This is a genomic window from Thermus igniterrae ATCC 700962 (assembly GCF_000376265.1).
In the GTDB taxonomy this organism is placed as follows: domain Bacteria; phylum Deinococcota; class Deinococci; order Deinococcales; family Thermaceae; genus Thermus; species Thermus igniterrae.
Window position 1 is genome coordinate 1 of the sequence record NZ_AQWU01000034.1, and the last position, 17,709, is coordinate 17,709.

Genomic DNA, 17,709 nt, shown 5'->3' on the forward strand with positions numbered 1-17,709 from the left:
AGGGGCCTTCCATCAGGTCCTGGAGTGAGGCCTCCGTCTCGCGGTAGGTGAGGTGGAAGAAGGCGCGGAAGAGAAGGAGGGCCAGGTAAAGGGCGTGGCTGTAGCGCCAGGGGCGGCCCCGCTTGCCTTTGGGGGNGGGAGGGGCCACCTCCCGGGCCAGGCGCAGGCAGTGTTCCAAGACCTCCTTGGGGCTTGCCTCCCTGCGAAGGAAGCCTCGCTTGCCCATCAGGAGAGAGATATACACCCGTCCTCCTGACCTTTGCAAGGCAAGCCCAGGGGGGTCTTTGACCCAGGGGGTGGGCGGAGAACGGATAGGTCTTCCTTAAGCCCCAAAGCCCATTCCTGGAGGCAAACCCCCATGGGGTTAAGCTAAAATCAGCCCCAGGTTGGGGGTTGGCATGGCCCAAAGGTCCACCGAAGCCCAGACAGAAGCAAGGGTATTGCCCCCTGACGACCCCCTGCGGGCCCGCTTGCACAACGAGCTCCACGCCCGCCCCATCCCCCGCATCCACCTGCCCGCCCTGGTGGTGCGGGTGGCCGTGCGGCACGAGGGGGTTTCCCCCGAGGAGGAGCTGGCCCACATCCGCCGCCTGGGGGGCCAGGAGAAGGTAGACCCCGTGGCCGGCAACTTCCTGCGCGTGCGCCTGGCGGGGGGCCTACTCCGCTGGGAGCGGCACACGGAGTTCAGCACCTACACCCTGGTGCAGGGCCTGCCCTCCTTGGAGCCCAGCCTCGAGGCCAACCTCCTGGCTCACCTGATCGTGGCCCCCGAGTGGCTCCGCCAGATTCCCGGGCGCACCTTGGCCGCGGTGGAGCTGGTCATGGTCCAGGGGCCAGTGGAAAAGGCCCTGGAGATGGCCCGCCCCTGGTTCGGGGAACGCACGGTGGTGGCCTCGGTGATGGGGCGGAACGGGCACAGCTGCGTGGTGACCGACTTTTCCCTGCGTCCGGATGGCTTTGAGCGCATGGTGGTGGTGGCCCCCGAGGGCACCAGCGAGACCCGGGCAGGACGGATCGCCACGCGGCTTCTGGAGATTGAGACCTACCGCATGATGGCCCTGCTGGGCTTTCCCGTGGCCCTGGCCCTGCGGGACCTGCTCTCCCACTGGGAGGAGGCCCTGGCGGAAATCACCGCCCGCATCCGCGAGGCCAATCGGGCCGATACGGAGCTCCTGGACGAGCTGGAGGCCCTGGCCGCCCAGGTGGAGCACAGCATTGCCCAGCACAGCTCCCGCTTCAGCGCCACCCAGGCCTACCACGCCCTGGTAAAGGCCCGCCTGGCCGAGTTGCGGGAAACCCCCATCCCCGGCACCCAGACCCTGGGGGAGTTCCTGCAACGCCGGTTCAACCCGGCCATGACCACGGTGGAGTTCACCGCTAACCGCCTCATGGCCCTCTCCCAGCGCATTGAGCGGGCCTTGGCCCTGTTGCGCACCCGGGTGGACATCACCCTGGAAACCCAGAACCAAGAGCTTTTGAGCAAGCTGCAGCGGGGCCAGGAGCTCCAGTACCAGCTCCAGCGCACCGTGGAAGGCCTTTCCGTGGCGGCCATCTCCTACTACGTGGTGGGGCTTTTGTACTACCTCTTCAAGGCGGGGGAGAAGGCCGGCCTGGCCCTGGTGCCGGAGGTGGCGGCAGGGGCAGCCATCCCCGGGGTGGTCCTCGGAGTATGGTGGCTCACCCGGCGGATCCACCACCGTCTGGAAAGGGCCAGGGGGGAGGCCTAGGCGGGAAGGCCCTTGGGGTAGGCTAGGGGCATGCGCGCCCTTTTGGCCAGAATCGTCATCAACACCCTAGCCCTCTGGCTGGTGAGCCTCCTCTACCCCGGGGTCACCTTCACCCCGGGGGCGGGGCTTCTGGACTACCTGGTGGCGGGAACCCTCTGGGGCCTGGTGAACGCCTTCCTGCGCCCGGTCCTCCTCTTCCTCAGCCTGCCCCTCAACGTGCTCAGCCTGGGCCTTTTCACCCTGGTGGTCAATGGCGCCCTGCTTTACCTGGTGGCCGCGGCCACCGCCTTGGAGGTCCAGGGGTTCGTGGGGGCCTTCGTAGGGGCTTTGCTCCTCTCCCTGGTGAGCCTTTTCCTGAACTGGCTCCTGCGGGACTAGGGGCTAGCGGTTTTCCATCACGTACCGGGAAAGCTCCTCAATGAGCACCTCCTGCTCGGTGATGATGGCCTTCACCGCATCCCCGATGGAGATGACCCCCACCACCTTTCCCCCCTCCACCACCGGCAGGTGGCGCACCCGGTGCTCGGTCATGAGGCGCATGGCCTCGGCCAGCTCGGTCCCGGGGCCCACCGTGACCAGCTCCCGGGTCATGACCTCCTCCACCCGGGTGTCCTTGGAGAAACGGCCCAGGAGCACCAGCTTCCTGGCGTAGTCCCGCTCGGAGAAGATGCCAAGAAGCCTTTCCCCCTCCATGACCAAAAGGGCACCGATGTCGTGCTGGGCCAGCTTCTCAAGCGCCTCCAGCACCGTGGCCTCGGGGTGGATGGCGTAGACCTCGCCCCCTTTACGGAGCAACACCTGGCGAACCGTCATGAGACCCCCTTTCTCCCTTTAGGGGTCCATTATACCAGGTGGGGCCTGCCCTTATCGCACGGTGAGGACGGGGCCCACCGCGTGGCGCACCACGTGTTCGGCGGTGCTTCCCAACACCAGGCGGCGCACCGGGGCCCCCAGGGCCAGGAGGTCCGAGGGGCTTTGCAGGGCCAGAAGGTGCTCCGCCGGGTCCCCGGCGAAGGCCAGGGCTTCCGCGCGGAGGCCTTGGTCCCGGAGGTAAGTCTCGGCCTCGAGGGCCCAGGCCCCCGCCCGCACCGGGTCCTCGTGCACGCTTACCACCCGGACAAAAAGCCCCAGGGGCCGGGCCAGGGCGGCCAGGGTGTGCAGGGCCCGCACCGCGCTCTCCGAAGCGTTGTACCCCAGGAGGGCCCCCTCAATCTCCACATAGTCCGTGGGGGCCAGGAGCACGGGGGTTGGGGAGGCCCGGAGGACCCGGTCCACGGTGCTCCCCAGCCCCGCGAAACTCCCCCCGTGGGCCTCCCCGCTCCGCCCCAGCACCAGGAGGTCGCTGGAACGGGCATGACGCAGGATCACCTCGTGGGGCAGGCCGGTCTCCATGTGGGTCTCCACCGGTATTCCCGCCTCCTCGGCGCTCTTGCGCAGGCGCTCTAAGAGCACCTCCCCCTTCAGGGTCAGGGCCTTCTCCAGCTCTTCCCGGTAAGCGGGCAGGGGGATAGTGAGGGCGCCGAAGTCCAAAAGCTCGGGCACCCGCACCAGGCGCACATCCCGCACGTAAAGGACCAGGAGCTTGGCGGAAAGCTTGTAGCAAAGCCACTCCGCCAGCACCTCCGCCCCCCGAGCCTGGGGCGAACCGTCGCTGGCCAAGAGGATCCTCATGAACCCATCTTACGCCTCGCGCGCCCGGGGCTCACGCACCGCCCGGGCCAGGGCCCAAGCCGGCAGGAGGAGCACGCCCAGGGCCAGAAGGACGGGCAACACCCCGAAGGCCTCCACCAGGTGGCCGATGGGGGCATAGAAGAGCCCGGCAAACCCCCAGGTGAAGCCCATGAGGAGGCCCGAAACGGTGGCCGTCTGGGTGGGCTCCAGTTCCTGGGCCATGACCACGGCCACGGGGATGCCCGCGTTCATCAGGGCGCCGGTGAGGGCCAGGAGGAGAAGGTAGAGGGGGTTTTCCGGGGGGAAAAAGAGAAGGCCCAGGTAGAGGGGCAGGCCAAAGCTGAGGGTGCCCACCAAGACTGCCCTGCGCCCCCAGCGGTCGGAGAGGGTACCCCCCAGGAAGGCTCCCAGGGTGGCGGAGAAGCTGTAAAGGGAGAGGCTTAAGGCGGTGTAAGCATCGGAAAGGCCCCGCTGGGCGAACCAGTAGGGCAAGGTGGTGGAGAAGCTCATGAAAACCAGGCTCCGCAGGGTGGCCATGCCCCAAAGCCGGGCCACGTCCCCACGGAAGACCCTGAGGAAGTCCCCAAGCCCCGCGGGCCTGCCCTGCCGCCTTACCGGGGGAAGGCGCAGGAGGAAAAGGGCCGGCAAGAGGGCCAAGGGGGTAAGCCAAAAAAGCCCCTCAAGCCCCCAGGCCCCCACGGCGAAGAGGGCCACCAAGGGGCCCAGGGAAAGGCCCAGGTATCCCGCCGAGCCGAAGAAGGAAAGCCAGAACCCCTTGCGGTCCCTGGGGGCATATTCCCCCACCAGGCTGGCCCCCGAGGCGTGGAAGAGGGCCGAACCCAAGCCCGCCAGCCCCAACACCAGGAGGAGGACCTCAAACCGCGGCCAAAGGCCCAAGGAACCCATCCCCAGGGCCACCAGAATGGGCCCCAGGGCGGCCAGCACCCGGCGGTCCATGCGGTCGGCCACCAGCCCCGCCAGGGGCTGGAAAAGGCTTCCCGTGAGGGAGTAGACGGAGACCAGAAGCCCCACCGTACCCAGGCCCACGCCGAAGTGGGCCATGAGCTTGGGCAGGAGGGGGGTGAGGAAGTTGGAGAAGAGGTCGTTGACCGCGTGCAGCCAGGCGAGGAGGAGGGGCAACACGCCCCCATGCTAAACCCAGTTCTCAGGAAGAGTGTGCTAGAATCCCTTCGTGCTGAGGGCTTTCCGGAGGGGAAAAAGAAAAATGGCGCGCCCGAGAGGACTCGAACCTCTGACCTTCGGCTCCGGAGGCCGACGCTCTATCCAGCTGAGCTACGGGCGCACTCAGCGGGAGCTATCCTAGCACGCACAGGAGGAGGCGGTCAAGTGTTTGGCATCAACAAAAAGCTCATCACCATCCTCTTCGGTCTTCTGGCCTTGGCCTTCGCCGTGGGGGCCATCCTCCTTTTCACCCCCCAGGCGGGACAGCAGGCGCGGGGCAAGCCCGTGCTCTGGGTGAACGGAAAGGCGGTCTACGAGCTGGACCTCCTCAGGCTCCAGGGGAACGACCCCCTCTACGCGGCCAACCCCCAGGGGCTCCTCAAGACCCTGGTGGACACCCACTTCCTGGAACAGGTGATCCTCACCGAGGCCCTGAAGCAGGACGCCGCCCGGGTGCGGGTGGGTAGCGCCGAGGTGCGCAAGGAGCTGGACCGCATCAAGGAACAGTTCGGCCTGAAGGAGAAGAAGGCCTACGAGCAGTTCCTGAATCAGGTGGGCTACACCGACGCCCAGCTTAGGGGGGAGATCAAGACCCAGCTCCAGATCCAAAAGCGCCTGGACCAGGTGCGCAACGCCGCCAAGCCCACCCCGGAGGAGGTGCGGTTCTACTTTGAGGTCCACCGGGAGAACTACAAGGGCGAGGCCCGGGTGCGGGCCCGCCAGATCGTGGTGGACGAGAAGAAGCTGGCGGAGGAGCTTGCCGCCAAGGCCAAGGCCGGGGAGGACTTTGCCACCTTGGCCAAGGCCCACTCCAAGGTGGGGGCGGAGCAGGGGGGTGCCCTGGGGGCGGCGCCCGGGGAGAGCGAGCCCAAGCCCGTGACCCGGGTGGTCTTCCCGGAAAAAGTGGCCGAGGCGGTCTTCGCCCTGAAGGGCCCCGGCCTGGTGGGCCCCCTCGAGGCCGGGGGGCGCTACTACCTGGTGAAGGTGGAGGCCTACCTGCCCGCCAAGACCCCCAGCTTTGAGGAGGTCAAGGAGCAGGTGGAGAAGGACACCCTGGAGGCTAAGGGGAACGGGGCCCTCGAGGCCTATCTGGAAGAAATCCGCAAGAAGGCCCAGGTGCGCTTGGCCGAGGAGACCGGCTACGCCTACAAAAACCCCGCGGTGGCCACGGTGAACGGGAAGGAAATCCTTCTGGCCCAGGTTCTCCAGCCCGTCTTCTCCAACCAGCAGACCGCCGCCCTCATCCAGCAGGGCCTGGGGGAGCTGGCCGTGCAGTTCTTCCTGCCCCAGACCCTGGAAAGCCTCATCGACCGGGAGATCCTGGTGGAGGCGGCCAAGAAGAGCGGGAAGCCCTTCGTGGGCAACAAGGACCAGGTGGCCCAGGCCTACCTCCTCTACCAGACGCAGGACGTCACCGCCACCGAGGAGGAGGCCCGCAGGTTCTACGCGGAGAACCCTGCGCTTTTCACCGTGCCCGCCAGCGCCGAGGTGGTGGGGGTGGTCTTCAAGGCGGAGGCCAAGGCCAAGGCCTTCCGCGAGGCCGCCCTGCGGGGTGGGGACCTCCAGGCCCTGGCCAAGGCCCAGGAGGGCACGGTGACGGAGTACGGCACCGTGAACCCTAACCAGCTCCCCGCCGTCTTGGACCGCCTGGTCTTCAAGGTGAAGGAGAACTTCCCCCAGGGGCCTCTAGGGGAGGTGAGTGAGGTGGTGAAGCTGGAGGACGGGAGCTTCACCGTGCTCCTCATCAAAAACCGCCAGGCCGAGGTCCTGAAGCCCTACGCCCAGGTGGCCGAGGAGGCCCGTCAGGGGGTGGTGAACCGCAGGCGGCAGGAGAAGGCCCAGGCCCTGATCCAGGAGCTCCGCAAGGGGGCTAAGGTGGAAAACCGCCTGGGCCAGGTGCTGGCCGAGCTCACCCCCAAAACCGAGGAGAAGCCCCAGGAGGCCCCCAAGCAGGAAACCCCCGCCAAGCCCTGAGGCCGAGGGCACCCCGGGGGGCCTTTAGGCCCCCCGGTTTTTTAAGATGGGGGCATGGATCTCGTCCGGCTCCTGACCCTCTACTACGAGGCCCGGCCCGACCCCGAAGACCCCTTAGAGCGGGTGGCCTTCGGCACCAGCGGCCACCGGGGCACCAGCCTCAAGGCCACCTTCACCGAGGCCCACGTGCTGGCCATGGCCCAGGCCATCGCCGACCTCAGGGGGAGCTGGGGGGCCACGGGCCCCCTCTTCCTGGCCAGGGACACCCACGCCCTTTCCGGGCCCGCCTGGGCCACCGCCCTTTCGGTGCTGGCCGCCAACGGCATCCCGGTGCGGGTGGAGGTGGAGGAGGGCTACACCCCCACCCCCCTGGTCTCCCTGGCCATCCTGGAACATAACGCCCGGCACGAGGCCAAGGCCGACGGGATCCTCCTCACCCCCAGCCACAACCCCCCGGAGGACGGGGGGTTCAAGTACAACCCCCCCACCGGGGGGCCCGCGGACACCCGCATCACCAAGGCCATAGAGGAACGGGCCAACGCCCTCCTGCGGGAGGGGCTAAAGGGGGTGAAACGCCTTCCCCTGGCCAAAGCCCTCCAGGAAGCCCAACCCTTTGACTATGCTGGGCTTTACGTGGAAAAGGTGGGGGAGGCAGTGGACCTGGAGGCCATCCGCGCCGCCGGCCTGCGGATCGGGATTGACCCCCTGGGCGGGGCAAGCCTCAGGGTCTGGGAGCGCCTGGCCGAGGCCCACGGCCTCCCCCTGGAGGTGGTGAACCCCGTCCTGGACCCCACCTTCCGCTTCATGCCCCCCGACCACGACGGCAAGATCCGCATGGACTGCTCCAGCCCCCAGGCCATGGCGGGCCTCCTGGCCCTCAAAGACCGCTTTGACCTGGCCATCGGCAACGACCCCGACGCCGACCGCCACGGCATCGTGACCCCTCGAGGCCTCCTCAACCCCAACCACTTCCTGGCGGCCGCCGTGCACCACCTCTACACCACCCGCACCTGGCCCGGGGCCAAGGTGGGCAAGACCGCGGTGACCAGCGCCCTCCTGGACCGGGTGGCCCGGGCCCTAGGCCGGGAGGTCTACGAGACCCCCGTGGGCTTCAAGTACTTCGTGGAGGGCCTCCTGGGGGGATGGCTGGGCTTTGGCGGGGAGGAGAGCGCGGGGGCCAGCTTCCTGAGGCGAGACGGCCGCCCCTTCACCACGGACAAGGACGGCATCCTCCTGGGCCTGCTGGCGGCGGAGATGCTGGCCAAGACGGGCAAAGCCCCCGACCGGCTCTACGAGGAGCTGGCCGAGGCCCTGGGCCGCCCCTACTACGCCCGCCAGGACCTGCCCATCCCCCCGGAGGCCAAGGCCCGGCTGGCCCGCATGGCCCCGGAGGACATCCGGGAAAGGGAGCTGGCCGGGGAGCCCATCCTCCAGGTGCTCACCCGGGCCCCCGGGAACGGGGAGCCCCTGGGGGGCCTGAAGGTGGTCACGGAAAGCGCCTGGTTCGCCGCCCGGCCCAGCGGCACAGAGGATGTGGCCAAGGTGTATGCGGAAAGCTTCAAGGGCCCGGAGCATCTCCAGGCGGTTCTGGAGGCGGCCCTCAACCTGGTGCAACGGGCCCTAGCCTAAAAGGCCCCGGGGCAGGCCCCGGGGCCCGAACCACCCGGCTCTTAGGAAGCGGGGAAGGCGAAGCCCTCGTAGCCCAGCTCCGCCACCCCGAACCAGCGGTACTGCTCCTCGCGGAAGGCCTTCCAGGCGGTGTAGACCTTGCGGTAGGTGGCGTCCTTGGCCGCCTCCTCCTCGTACCACTCAAAGGCCGCCTTCTGCGCCGCCCGCATCACCTCCGCAGGCCACTTCCGGAGGCGCACCCCGGCGCGGATGAGGCGCTGCAGGGCCGGGGCGTTCAGCCGGTCGTACTTGGCCATCATCCAGAGGTTGGCCTCCGCCGCCGCCACCTCGATGGCCTGCTGGTAGTCCTTGGGCAGGCGCCCCCACTCCCGCAGGTTCACGTAGAAGGAGAGCATGGGGCCGGGCTCGTGCCAGCCGGGGTAGTAGTAGTACTTGGCCACCTTGTAGAAGCCCAGCTTCTCGTCGTCGTAGGGGCCCACCCACTCGGCGGCGTCCACCACGCCCCGCTCCAGGGCCGGGTAGATGTCGCCCCCCGCCAGCACCTGGGGCACCACCCCGAGCCGGCTCATCACCTGGCCCCCGGGGCCCGGGATGCGCATCTTGAGGCCCTTAAGGTCCGCCACCCCCTTGATCTCCTTGCGGAACCAGCCCCCCATCTGCACCCCGGTGTTGCCCCCCGGGAACTGGATGATGCCGAAGTCGGCGAAGATGGGCCGGAAGAGCTCAATGCCCCCGGCGTGGTACATCCAGGCGTTCTGCTGCCGGGCGGTGAGGCCGAAGGGCACCGCGGTGTCAAAGGCGAACACCTGGGCCTTGCCCACAAAGTAGTAGCTGGCGGTGTGGCCCATCTCCACCGTGCCCTGCTGCACGGCATCCATCACCTGCAATCCCGGCACAATCTCCCCCGCCTGGTAGGGGCGGATCTGGAAGCGCCCCTCGGTGAGCTGGGAGACCCGCTCCGCCAGCACTTCCGCTGCCCCATAGATGGTGTCCAGGCTCTTGGGGAAGCTGCTGGCCAGGCGCCAGCGGATGGTGGGAGCCGCCTGGGCAAAGACCGGGCCAAAGGCCGCGCTGGCCGCCACGCCGATACCCGCCTTCCTCAAGAAGTCACGCCGCTTCATTTTGACCTCCTTAGCGGTCCGGGGGGATTATACCCCACCCCGGGGTGGAAGGCGCAAGCCCCCCTTGCAACTTCATGCAACTCCCTAGCGCACGTAGAAGTAGGTCTCGGCCACCTGGTGGCGGCGGGCCCTCGAGGCCTCCAGGTAAAGCCTCAGCCGGGCATCCCAGTCGGTGAAGACCCCCTCCAGGCGCACCCCTCCCGGGGCCAGGTCGGTGTAGACCGCCCGGACCCGGTGGAGGCCTCGAGGGGGGGTGAGGGTGTAGCGGTAGGCCCCGAAGGGGAGGAGATGGGTACCCCGGTCCAGGTAGAAGCGGTCAAACTCGTAGGTGCGCCCGTCAGGGTCTATGGCCACCAGGCTCACCCAGCCGGGGCTGTCCAGGGTGAGGAGGAAGCGCACCTCCTCCCCCACGAAGTACGTGGCCCCCGCCCCCCGGTCGGGCTCAAAGCGCAGGATGGCGGGGGTGAAGTCCAGGCGGTAGGTAAGGGTAAGGCCTTCCAGGGTCACGGTGCAGGCGGAAAGGAGCCCCGCCAAAAGGAGCAGCAAAAACCGCATGGCCACCTCCACCCCCCAGCTTAGCCCACGGGCCCCTCAGGGCGCTTCAGGAAACCTTAAGGGAGCCTGGGCCACGGGGGCAAAGCGGCGGCGGTGCACCGGGGAGGGCCCAAGCCGCAGGAGGGCCTCCTGGTGGAGGGGCGTGCCGTAGCCCTTGTGCTGGGCAAAGCCGTAGCCGGGGTAAAGCCGGTCCAGCTCCTCCATGAGGCCATCCCGGTGCACCTTGGCCAAGATGCTGGCCGCGGCCACGCTGGGGCTACGCTGGTCGGCCTTGGGGGGGGCAAGGAAGGGAAGTTGCGTCTTGAGGTTCAGGTAGTCCGTCACCAGGGCCTGAGGGGGCGGGTCAAGGGCCCCTAGGGCCCGCTCGGCCGCCAGAAGGGTGGCCCGTAGTACCCCTAGGCGGTCCACCTCCGCCACCTCCGCCACCCCCAGGGCGAAGGCCAGGGCCACCCGCCGCACCTCCTCGGCCAGTTGGGCCCGGGCTCTGGGGCTTAGGAGCTTGGAGTCGCGGAAGGGGTAGCGCCCGGGGGGCAGGACCACCGCCCCCACCACGATGGGCCCCGCCCAGGCACCGCGGCCGGCCTCGTCCACCCCCGCCACCCGCAGGCCCAGGGCCCAGAAAGGTGCCTCCAAGGGCTCCGTCTCCCCCATCCTCCCCTATGCTAAAGGGCATGAAGGCCCGCGCCACCTGCCCCCTGGACTGCCCCGACGCCTGCAGCCTCCTCCTCACCTTCCATGGGGGGAGGCTGGCCAGGGTGGAAGGGGACCCCCGCCACCCCATCACCCAAGGCTTTGCCTGCGCCAAGACCTACCGCTACCCCGAGCGGGTCCGGGAGCGCCTCCTCTACCCCATGCGCCGGGTGGGCCACAAGGGGGAGGGGCGCTTCGTGCGGGTCTCCTGGGAGGAGGCCCTGGAGGCCATCGCCCAAAGGCTCAAGGAGGTCCTGGACCGCTACGGGGGGGAGGCCGTTCTCCCCTACCACTACGCGGGCACCATGGGCCTGGTGGAGAACCAGCATCCCCTGGCCTTCTTCCGGGCCATCGGGGCGGCGGAGCTCCTGGAGACCATCTGCGCCACCGCCGGGGGCGCCGCCTGGGAGATGACCTACGGTCCCCGCCTGGCCCCAGACCCCGAGGACATCCCGGAAAACACCCGCTACATCCTCCTCTGGGGCATCAACAGCCTCTCCACCCACAGCCACCTCACCCCCTTCCTCAAGGAGGCCCGGAAGCGGGGGGCCAAGGTGGTGCACATAGACCCCTACGAGAACCTCACCTCCCGCTTCGCCGACTGGCACCTCAAGGTGCGCCCCGGGACCGACGCCGCCTTGGCCTATGCCCTGGCCCACGTGCTCTTCCGGGAGGGGCTGGTGGACGAGGACTACCTGGCCCAGGCGGCCACTGGGGTGGAGGCCTTCCGCCAGGCGGCGGAGGCCTGGAGCCCCAAGCGGGCCAGCGCCCTCACCGGGGTACCCGAGGAGGCCATCTGGCAGCTGGCCCGGGAGATAGGGGAGGCCAGGCGGGTCTTCCTGCGGGTGGGCTACGGCATGACCCGCCACCCCGGCGGGGGGAACGCCCTGCGGGCGGTGATCCTCCTCCCCGCCCTCCTGGGGGCCTGGCGGTACCCGGGGTGCGGGGCCATGCTCTCCACCAGCGGGGCCTTTCCCCTGAACAAGCGCTTCCTGGGGGGGCGCCACCTCCTGGAGGGGGACCACCCCCACCGGGGGTACTTCCGCCCCAACCCCGGGGTGCGCCGGGTGAACATGAACCAGCTGGGCACCGCCCTCACCGAACTCCAGCCCCCCATCCGGGCCCTCTTCGTGTTCAACAGCAACCCCCTGGTGGTGGCTCCCAACACAGGGCGGGTCAAGGAGGGGCTTGCCCGGGAGGACCTCTTCACCGTGGTCCTGGAGCAGGTGATGACGGAGACCGCCCGCTACGCGGATTACCTCCTCCCCGCCACCCTCTTCTACGAGCACCCCGACCTCTACACCAGCTACGGCCACTACTACCTCTCCTGGAACGAACCCCTAAGCCCCCCTGAGGGGGAGGCCCGGCCCAACACCTGGGTTTTCCGGGAGCTGGCTAGAAGGCTGGGCCTGGAGGAGCCCACCCTCTACTGGACGGCGGAGGAGGTGGCGCGAAGCCTCCTGGACCGCGACCACCCCTACCTCCAAGGCCTTACCCTGGAGGCCCTCAAGCGGGAGGGGTTCTTGAAGCTCAACCTTCCCAGGCCCTTCCTCCCCTTCGCCCAAGGACCTGTGCGCTTCAGCCCCCCGCCAGAGGTGATCCCCACGGAGCCCCTTCCCGACTACCCCCTCATCCTCCTCACCCCCCCGGCCCACCGCTTCCTGAACACCACCTACGGGAACGTGAGGGCCCTGGTGGAGGCGGAAGGGGGGGAGCCCAGGCTCCTCATCCACCCGGAGGACGCCGCCGCCCGAGGGGTCACCGAGGGGGCCCTGGTGCACCTCCGCTCCCCCTGGGGCCGGGTGGTGCGCCGGGCTCACCTGAGCGAGGCCCCCATCCCGGGGACGGTGGTCCTCGAGGGCACCTGGTGGGAGGGTTGGGCCCCGGACGGCAAGGGCATCAACCACCTCACCTCGGAAAGGCTCACCGACCTGGGGGAGGGGAGCACCTTCCACAGCACCCCGGTGGAGGTGGAGCCCCTGCGCCTAGCGGAGGAGGGCCTGCGGATTTGAGCCTGGGCTACAGTTTTGCTAACCTGGGGGGGTGCGCGAGGGGGCGGTAAAGCGCTCGGTAGCCCTGGCTGCCTGGGGGGCGGAAGGCCTTCTTCTGGTAGAGCGCCCCCTGGAGGAGGCGGAGTTCCCCGGGGCCTGGGGCCTGCCCGCGGTGAGCCTGGAGGCGGGGGAGGCCCTGGAAGAGGCTGCCTTCCGCGTGGCCCGGGAGAAGCTGGGGACGGAGGTGGCCTCCCCCAGGCCGGTGGCCTGCGGGGTGGAGGTACGGCCCACCTACACCCTGGAGCTTTGGGTGTACGAGGCCCGTCTCCTGGGCGAGCCCCGCCTCCCAAAGCCCAAGCCCGGCAAGACCTACTACCGGGCCTTCCGCTTCGCTTCCCCCGAAGCCCTTAAAGCCGCCGCCCAGCAGGGTTCTCTTTGTAGCCGCCTCTACCTGGCGGTAAAGGGGCTCTGCCCTTAAAACCCATGGAAACCCTGGTCCTGGTGAACCTCTTCCACGAGCTGGCCCTCAAGGGGCAGAACCGCCCCCTCTTCCTCAAGAAGGCCGCGGCCCACGTGGAAAGGGCCCTGGCGGGCCTGGGGGCGAGGCGGGAGGCTACCTGGCCCATGGCCCTCCTCTTCCGCCTGCCGGAAGGGGCCTGGCCCGAGGCCCGAGGCCGCCTGGGCCACACCCTGGGGGTGGAAAGCTTCGCCCGGGTGGTGCGCACCCCCCCGGACCTCGAGGCCCTAGAAAGAGCCTTGGAGGAAGCCTTGGAAGGGCAGTCCTTCGGGAGCTTCCGCATCACCGCCCAGCGCTCGGACAAAAGCCTCCCCTTCACCTCCCCCGAGGTGGAACGCCGGCTGGGGGCCCTGGTGAAGGCCCGCACCGGGGCCCAGGTGCGGCTTAAAGGGGCGGAGCGGGAGTTCGTGGTCCGCCTCCTGCCGGGGGCCTTCCTCCTGGAGGCGGAGCGCCACTTAGGCCCTGGAGGCCTTCCCCCGGGGGTGTCGGGCAGGGTGGTGGCCCTGCTTTCCGGGGGGATAGACTCCCCGGTGGCCGCCTACCGCCTCATGCGCCGGGGGGCGGAGGTGGTGCTGGTGCACTTCCACCCCTTCCCCCTCCTCTCGGGAAGAAGCCGGGAGAAGGCCAAGGCCTTAGCCCAGCACCTGGCCCGGTTCCAGCACCGCCTGAAGCTCCACCTGGTGCCCTTCAGCGAGGTGCAGCGGCAGATCATCCTGGAAGCCCCCAAGGCCTACCGGGTGGTCCTCTACCGGCGCTTCATGCTGCGCATCGCCGAGGCCATCGCCCGGGAGGAAGGGGCTCTGGCCCTTTGCACCGGGGACAGCCTGGGGCAGGTGGCCTCGCAGACTCTGGAAAACCTCTATGTTGTCAATCAGGCGGCCACCCTCCCCGTCTTCCGCCCCCTTTTGGGCTGGGACAAGCAGGAAATCATGGCCGAGGCCCGCAGGATCGGCACCTACGCCACCTCCATCCTGCCCGACGAGGAGTGTTGCACCCTCTTCGCCCCCAGGAACCCCGTGACCCGGGCCCACCTTTCCGTGGTCCTGGAGACGGAGGCCCGCCTGGACACCGAGGCCCTCCTGGCTCTGGCCCTGGAGGGCAGGGAGGTGCTGCGCTTCACCTGGCCGGGGCGGAAGCCCCTGGAGGCGGCCGGGGAGAGGGCTTTTATAATGGAGCATGGATCTCCTCGAGGCTAAAGCCCTTCTGGAAAAAGGCCAAACCACCCCTCTTCAGCTGTTGGAAGAGGCCCTGGAGCGGGCCCGGGCCTTCCAGGACCGGAACGCCCTGGCCTACCTGGACGAGGAGGAGGCCAAACGGGAGGCCGCCCGCCTCACCGAGGAGCTCAAGCAGGGCCGGACGCGGGGGCCGCTTCACGGCCTTCCCCTAACAGTAAAAGACCTCTTCCCCGTGAAGGGCATGCCCACCCGGGCCGGCACCCGAGCCCCCCTTCCCCCCCTCCCCGAGGAGGCCCAGGCGGTGCGCCGCCTGCGGGAAGCGGGGGCCCTCCTCTTCGCCAAGACCAACATGCACGAGATCGCCCTGGGCATCACCGGGGAAAACCCCTGGACGGGGCCCGTCCGCAACGCCATTGACCCCACCCGCCAGGCCGGGGGGAGTAGCGGGGGAAGCGCCGTGGCCGTGGCCCTGGGCATCGGCCTGGCCTCCCTGGGCTCGGACACCGGGGGGTCCATCCGCATCCCCGCCGCCTTCAACGGGGTGGTGGGGTTCAAACCCTCCTACGGCCGCATCAGCCTGGAGGGGGCCCTGCCCCTCTCCCGCTCCACCGACCACGCCGGCCCCCTGGCCAAGAGCGTGCGGGACGCCCACTTCCTCACGGAGATCCTGGCCGGGGAGAGCATCCCCCTAGAAGGCCCCCAGAACCCCACCTTCGGCGTGCCCCTGGATTTCCTGGAAGGCCGGCTGGGGGTGGGGGTGCGCCGGGCCTTCCAGCGCCTCCTGGAGGACCTCCCCACCCTGAGGGCCGAGGTGCGGGAGGTCTCCTTACCCCTTCCCGGGGTTTACGAGGTCTACACCCGATTGGTGCGCTACGAGGCGGCCCGCATCCACGAAAAGGCCCTCAAGGAGCACCCTGAGGGCTTCTCCCCCCAGGTGCGGGAGGCCCTTTTGGCGGGGCTTGCCCTCACGGAAAAGGACTACCGGGACGCGGTGGCGGAGCGGGAGGCCCTGCGGCTCCAGCTGGTCAAGGCCCTGCGGGGGGTGGACGCCCTCCTCCTCCCCGCCCAGCCCCTCCCCGCCCCCCCCTTGGGCACGGAGGAGGTGGAGCTGGAGTCCAGCAGGCGGAGCCACCGGGAGGCCTTCATCACCCTCACCCTGCCCTTCAGCCTCCTGGGGGTGCCCACCCTGGCCCTGCCCTTCGCCCGGGTGGAGGGGATGCCCGTGGGGCTTCAGGTGGTGGGGCCCTACGCCGAGGACGGGCGGGTGCTGGCCATCGGGGGGTGGCTGGAGGCGCGGCTAAAGTAGGGCGTGGAGGAGGGCCAGGTTCAGCAGGGTGAGGGGCAGGCCGAAGCGCAGGTGCTCGGCAAACCCCACCCGGACCCCTTCACGGCCCGCCCCCTCGGCCACGATCAGGTTGGCCACGCTGGCCAGGAGGGTGAGGTTGCCCGCCAGGGTGCTGCCCCCGGCCAGGAGGAGCCAGCTCCGCTCCTCCCCTACCAGGGGGGCCAGGAGGAGGACTGCGGGCACGTTGGAGATGAGGAGGGAAAGCAGGGTAGCCGCCAGGAGGAGGCCCAAAGGGGTCTCGGCCAGGGGGGTGAGGGCCTCCGCCAGCCCCAGGCGCCGCACCCCCTCGGTGACCACGAAAAGCCCACCGAACATCACCAGAAGCTCCCAGTCCACCCGCAGGAAGTAGCGCTCGGAGCGGAGCCTGCGGGTGAAGAGGAGAAGCCCCGCGGCCACCAGCGCCCCCTGGGCCATGGGGTAGCCCAGGAGGAAGGCCAAAAGAAGCCCCGAGGCCACCCACACCCCCTTGTGCAAAAGTCCCCGGTGGAGGCGGTAGCGCAAGGGGGGGAGGAGGGGCAGGGGCCTTAGGCTTCGCACCTCGGGGTAAAGGAGGGCCAGGAGGGCCACCTGGAGGCCAAGGCCCAGGAGGGCAGGAAGCCAGAGGGCCTGCACGAACTCCAGGTAGGAAAGGCCCGAGAGGCTGGCCACCACCAGGTTCTGGGGGTTGCCCGTGGGGGTCATGAGGCTACCCGTGTTCACCGCCCCCATGAGGGCCAGGAGGTAGGGCACCGGGTTCAGCCCCAGCCCCCGGGCCACGGAGAGCACCAAGGGGGTGAGGAGGAGGGCCATGGTGTCGTTGAGGAAGAGGGCCGAGAGCACCCCGCTCCCGAAGGTAAGGAAGAGGAGGAGGGCTAAGGGGGTGCGGGCCAGGCGGAGAAGCCCCTGGGCCACCCAGCCAAAGAAACCCGCGTAGGCCAGGTGGGCGTTCAGGACCATGACCCCGAAGAGGAAGACCAGGGTTTCGGCGTCCAGGGCCGCCCAAGCCTCCTCCAGGTCCAAGGTGCCCAGGAGGACCAGGGCGCTTGCCCCCGCCAGGGCCACCCCCGCCCGGTTCATGCGGTAGCCGGGAAGCCCCCCCAGGGCCAGGCCCAGGTAGGTGAGGAGGAGGACGAGGAGGCTAAGGGCTTCCCCCATGGCCATAGAGCCTGGCCTCCAGCCGGGCCTTCACCCCGGGCCACTCCTCCTTGAGGAGGCTGTAGACCACGTCATCGCGGAAAGAACCGTCGGGAAGGCGGCGGTTTCTGCGCAGGACGCCCTCCCGCACCGCCCCCAAGGACTCCAGGGCCCTTTGGCTCCGCTCGTTGCGCAGGTCCACCTTGAACTGCACCCGTTCGGCCAGGAGCACCTCAAAGGCGTGGCGGAGGAGGAGGTACTTGGCCTCCTTGTTGGCGGGGGTGCCCCAGAAGGGCTTGAAGATCATGGTGCCCAGCTCCAGCTTCCCGTTCTCGGGATCGGGGGCGATAACGGAGATGCGCCCCGCCAGGGCCTCCCCCAGGTAGACCGCCCAGTTCACCCGTCCGGGCTCGGCCAGAAGGGCTTCCAGGTGGGCCCGCATGGCCTCCTCGGTGGCCTCCTGGGGGGCGCGGCTGAGGAAGCGGTAGGCCTCGGGGTCGTAGTGGGCCAGGAAGCCGGGAAGGTGGGCTAGGCTTAGGGGCTCCAGGCGGACATGGCGGCCCAGGAAGCGCTCGGGGAAGGACCACATGGGCCCATTATGCTGGAGGCGTGGACAACCTAAAAGCGGTGCTGGACCTCCTCCAACTCCCCCACCGGGGTAGCGCCACGGCCCTCGAGGCCCAGGCCTTCCAGCGGCTTGGGGGCTTTTTGGAGGCCCAGGGGTACCGGGCGGCAACCCTTCCCTTCCGGAGCGTGCCCAGCTACGGGTGGGAGCTCCTGGCCTTTAGCCTCCTCCTGGCCCTAGCCCCCTTTTCCCCCATCCCACCCCTCCTGGGGGCCCTGGGCTTTTTCCTCTACTTCAACGCCCCCTTTTCGGATATTCACCTGCGTACTCACCTCACGCCACCGCCCGCAACACCCGGGTGATGGGCAGACCCGCCTGCCCAAGAAGCTGGGCCACCACGCTCCAGGCCATCACCCAAGCTTCCACTTGCAGGGCCACCGCCTTCAGCCCCCGT

Annotated in this window: 17 protein-coding genes and 1 tRNA gene; 9 read left to right on the top strand and 9 right to left on the bottom strand. The window is 69.2% G+C overall.

Going from position 1 to position 17,709, the window contains the following annotated elements; all coding sequences use genetic code 11:
* Nucleotides 1–398 precede the first annotated feature (398 nt).
* Nucleotides 399–1,727: a DUF3422 family protein gene (locus B128_RS0101330; RefSeq protein ID WP_018110498.1), complete on the top strand. Its 1,329-nt coding sequence runs from the start codon at nucleotides 399–401 to the stop codon at nucleotides 1,725–1,727.
* Nucleotides 1,728–1,757: 30 nt separating this feature from the next.
* Nucleotides 1,758–2,105, top strand: a complete 348-nt coding sequence (locus B128_RS0101335) for a phage holin family protein (RefSeq protein WP_018110499.1) — start codon at nucleotides 1,758–1,760, stop codon at nucleotides 2,103–2,105.
* A gap of 3 nt (nucleotides 2,106–2,108) precedes the next feature.
* On the opposite strand, the gene B128_RS0101340 is transcribed toward B128_RS0101335, so the two are convergent.
* The 4 genes from B128_RS0101340 to B128_RS0101355 form a co-directional block, all read right to left on the bottom strand.
* Entirely contained in the window at nucleotides 2,109–2,540 is a 432-nt protein-coding gene (locus tag B128_RS0101340; RefSeq protein ID WP_018110500.1) for a CBS domain-containing protein, read from the bottom strand.
* 51 nt (nucleotides 2,541–2,591) lie between these two features.
* Nucleotides 2,592–3,398, bottom strand: coding sequence for a universal stress protein (locus B128_RS0101345; RefSeq protein WP_018110501.1), 807 nt, complete (start codon nucleotides 3,396–3,398; stop codon nucleotides 2,592–2,594).
* 9 nt (nucleotides 3,399–3,407) lie between these two features.
* Nucleotides 3,408–4,541, bottom strand: coding sequence for an MFS transporter (locus B128_RS0101350; RefSeq protein ID WP_018110502.1), 1,134 nt, complete (start codon nucleotides 4,539–4,541; stop codon nucleotides 3,408–3,410).
* 83 nt (nucleotides 4,542–4,624) lie between these two features.
* A tRNA-Arg gene (locus B128_RS0101355) sits at nucleotides 4,625–4,701 on the bottom strand.
* Between the two features lie 44 nt (nucleotides 4,702–4,745).
* On the opposite strand from B128_RS0101355, the gene B128_RS0101360 reads away from it, so the two are divergent.
* Nucleotides 4,746–6,554: a peptidylprolyl isomerase gene (locus B128_RS0101360; protein WP_018110503.1), complete on the top strand. Its 1,809-nt coding sequence runs from the start codon at nucleotides 4,746–4,748 to the stop codon at nucleotides 6,552–6,554.
* 54 nt (nucleotides 6,555–6,608) lie between these two features.
* Nucleotides 6,609–8,183, top strand: coding sequence for a phosphohexomutase domain-containing protein (locus tag B128_RS12125; RefSeq protein WP_018110504.1), 1,575 nt, complete (start codon nucleotides 6,609–6,611; stop codon nucleotides 8,181–8,183).
* Nucleotides 8,184–8,224: 41 nt separating this feature from the next.
* On the opposite strand, the gene B128_RS0101370 is transcribed toward B128_RS12125, so the two are convergent.
* The 3 genes from B128_RS0101370 to B128_RS0101380 form a co-directional block, all read right to left on the bottom strand.
* Nucleotides 8,225–9,304: a TRAP transporter substrate-binding protein gene (locus B128_RS0101370; protein ID WP_018110505.1), complete on the bottom strand. Its 1,080-nt coding sequence runs from the start codon at nucleotides 9,302–9,304 to the stop codon at nucleotides 8,225–8,227.
* Nucleotides 9,305–9,388: 84 nt separating this feature from the next.
* Nucleotides 9,389–9,859, bottom strand: coding sequence for a DUF4384 domain-containing protein (locus B128_RS0101375; protein WP_026174931.1), 471 nt, complete (start codon nucleotides 9,857–9,859; stop codon nucleotides 9,389–9,391).
* 36 nt (nucleotides 9,860–9,895) lie between these two features.
* Complete coding sequence (locus tag B128_RS0101380; RefSeq protein ID WP_018110507.1) at nucleotides 9,896–10,510, bottom strand: ribonuclease HII; 615 nt, start codon at nucleotides 10,508–10,510, stop codon at nucleotides 9,896–9,898.
* Nucleotides 10,511–10,530: 20 nt separating this feature from the next.
* Here B128_RS0101380 and B128_RS0101385 point away from each other — a divergent pair, with 20 nt between their 5' ends.
* Genes B128_RS0101385 through B128_RS0101400 form a run of 4 tightly spaced genes read left to right on the top strand, consistent with a single transcriptional unit; the run spans nucleotide 10,531 to nucleotide 15,538 of the window.
* Nucleotides 10,531–12,561 carry a molybdopterin oxidoreductase family protein gene (locus B128_RS0101385; RefSeq protein WP_018110508.1) on the top strand — a complete coding sequence of 677 codons (2,031 nt, stop codon included), beginning with the start codon at nucleotides 10,531–10,533 and terminating at the stop codon, nucleotides 12,559–12,561.
* Nucleotides 12,562–12,592: 31 nt separating this feature from the next.
* Complete coding sequence (locus tag B128_RS0101390; protein ID WP_018110509.1) at nucleotides 12,593–13,018, top strand: NUDIX domain-containing protein; 426 nt, start codon at nucleotides 12,593–12,595, stop codon at nucleotides 13,016–13,018.
* 5 nt (nucleotides 13,019–13,023) lie between these two features.
* Complete coding sequence (gene thiI, locus B128_RS0101395) at nucleotides 13,024–14,253, top strand: tRNA uracil 4-sulfurtransferase ThiI (protein ID WP_018110510.1); 1,230 nt, start codon at nucleotides 13,024–13,026, stop codon at nucleotides 14,251–14,253.
* Nucleotides 14,234–15,538, top strand: coding sequence for an amidase (locus tag B128_RS0101400; protein WP_018110511.1), 1,305 nt, complete (start codon nucleotides 14,234–14,236; stop codon nucleotides 15,536–15,538). The genes thiI and B128_RS0101400 overlap by 20 nt, the downstream gene beginning before the upstream one ends.
* Here the strand turns inward: B128_RS0101400 and B128_RS0101405 are convergent.
* Together B128_RS0101405 and B128_RS0101410 are read right to left on the bottom strand one after the other, a co-directional pair.
* Nucleotides 15,530–16,717 carry an anion transporter gene (locus B128_RS0101405; RefSeq protein WP_018110512.1) on the bottom strand — a complete coding sequence of 396 codons (1,188 nt, stop codon included), beginning with the start codon at nucleotides 16,715–16,717 and terminating at the stop codon, nucleotides 15,530–15,532. The two genes, B128_RS0101400 and B128_RS0101405, sit on opposite strands and share 9 nt — an antisense overlap.
* The gene (locus tag B128_RS0101410; protein ID WP_018110513.1) at nucleotides 16,695–17,279 is read right to left on the bottom strand and encodes a GNAT family N-acetyltransferase; all 585 of its coding nucleotides are present in this window, start codon (nucleotides 17,277–17,279) and stop codon (nucleotides 16,695–16,697) included. The genes B128_RS0101405 and B128_RS0101410 overlap by 23 nt, the downstream gene beginning before the upstream one ends.
* A 20-nt stretch (nucleotides 17,280–17,299) precedes the next feature.
* Between B128_RS0101410 and B128_RS0101415 the strand changes: the two genes are divergently transcribed.
* Nucleotides 17,300–17,617: a hypothetical protein gene (locus B128_RS0101415; RefSeq protein ID WP_018110514.1), complete on the top strand. Its 318-nt coding sequence runs from the start codon at nucleotides 17,300–17,302 to the stop codon at nucleotides 17,615–17,617.
* Nucleotides 17,618–17,709: the final 92 nt, after the last annotated feature.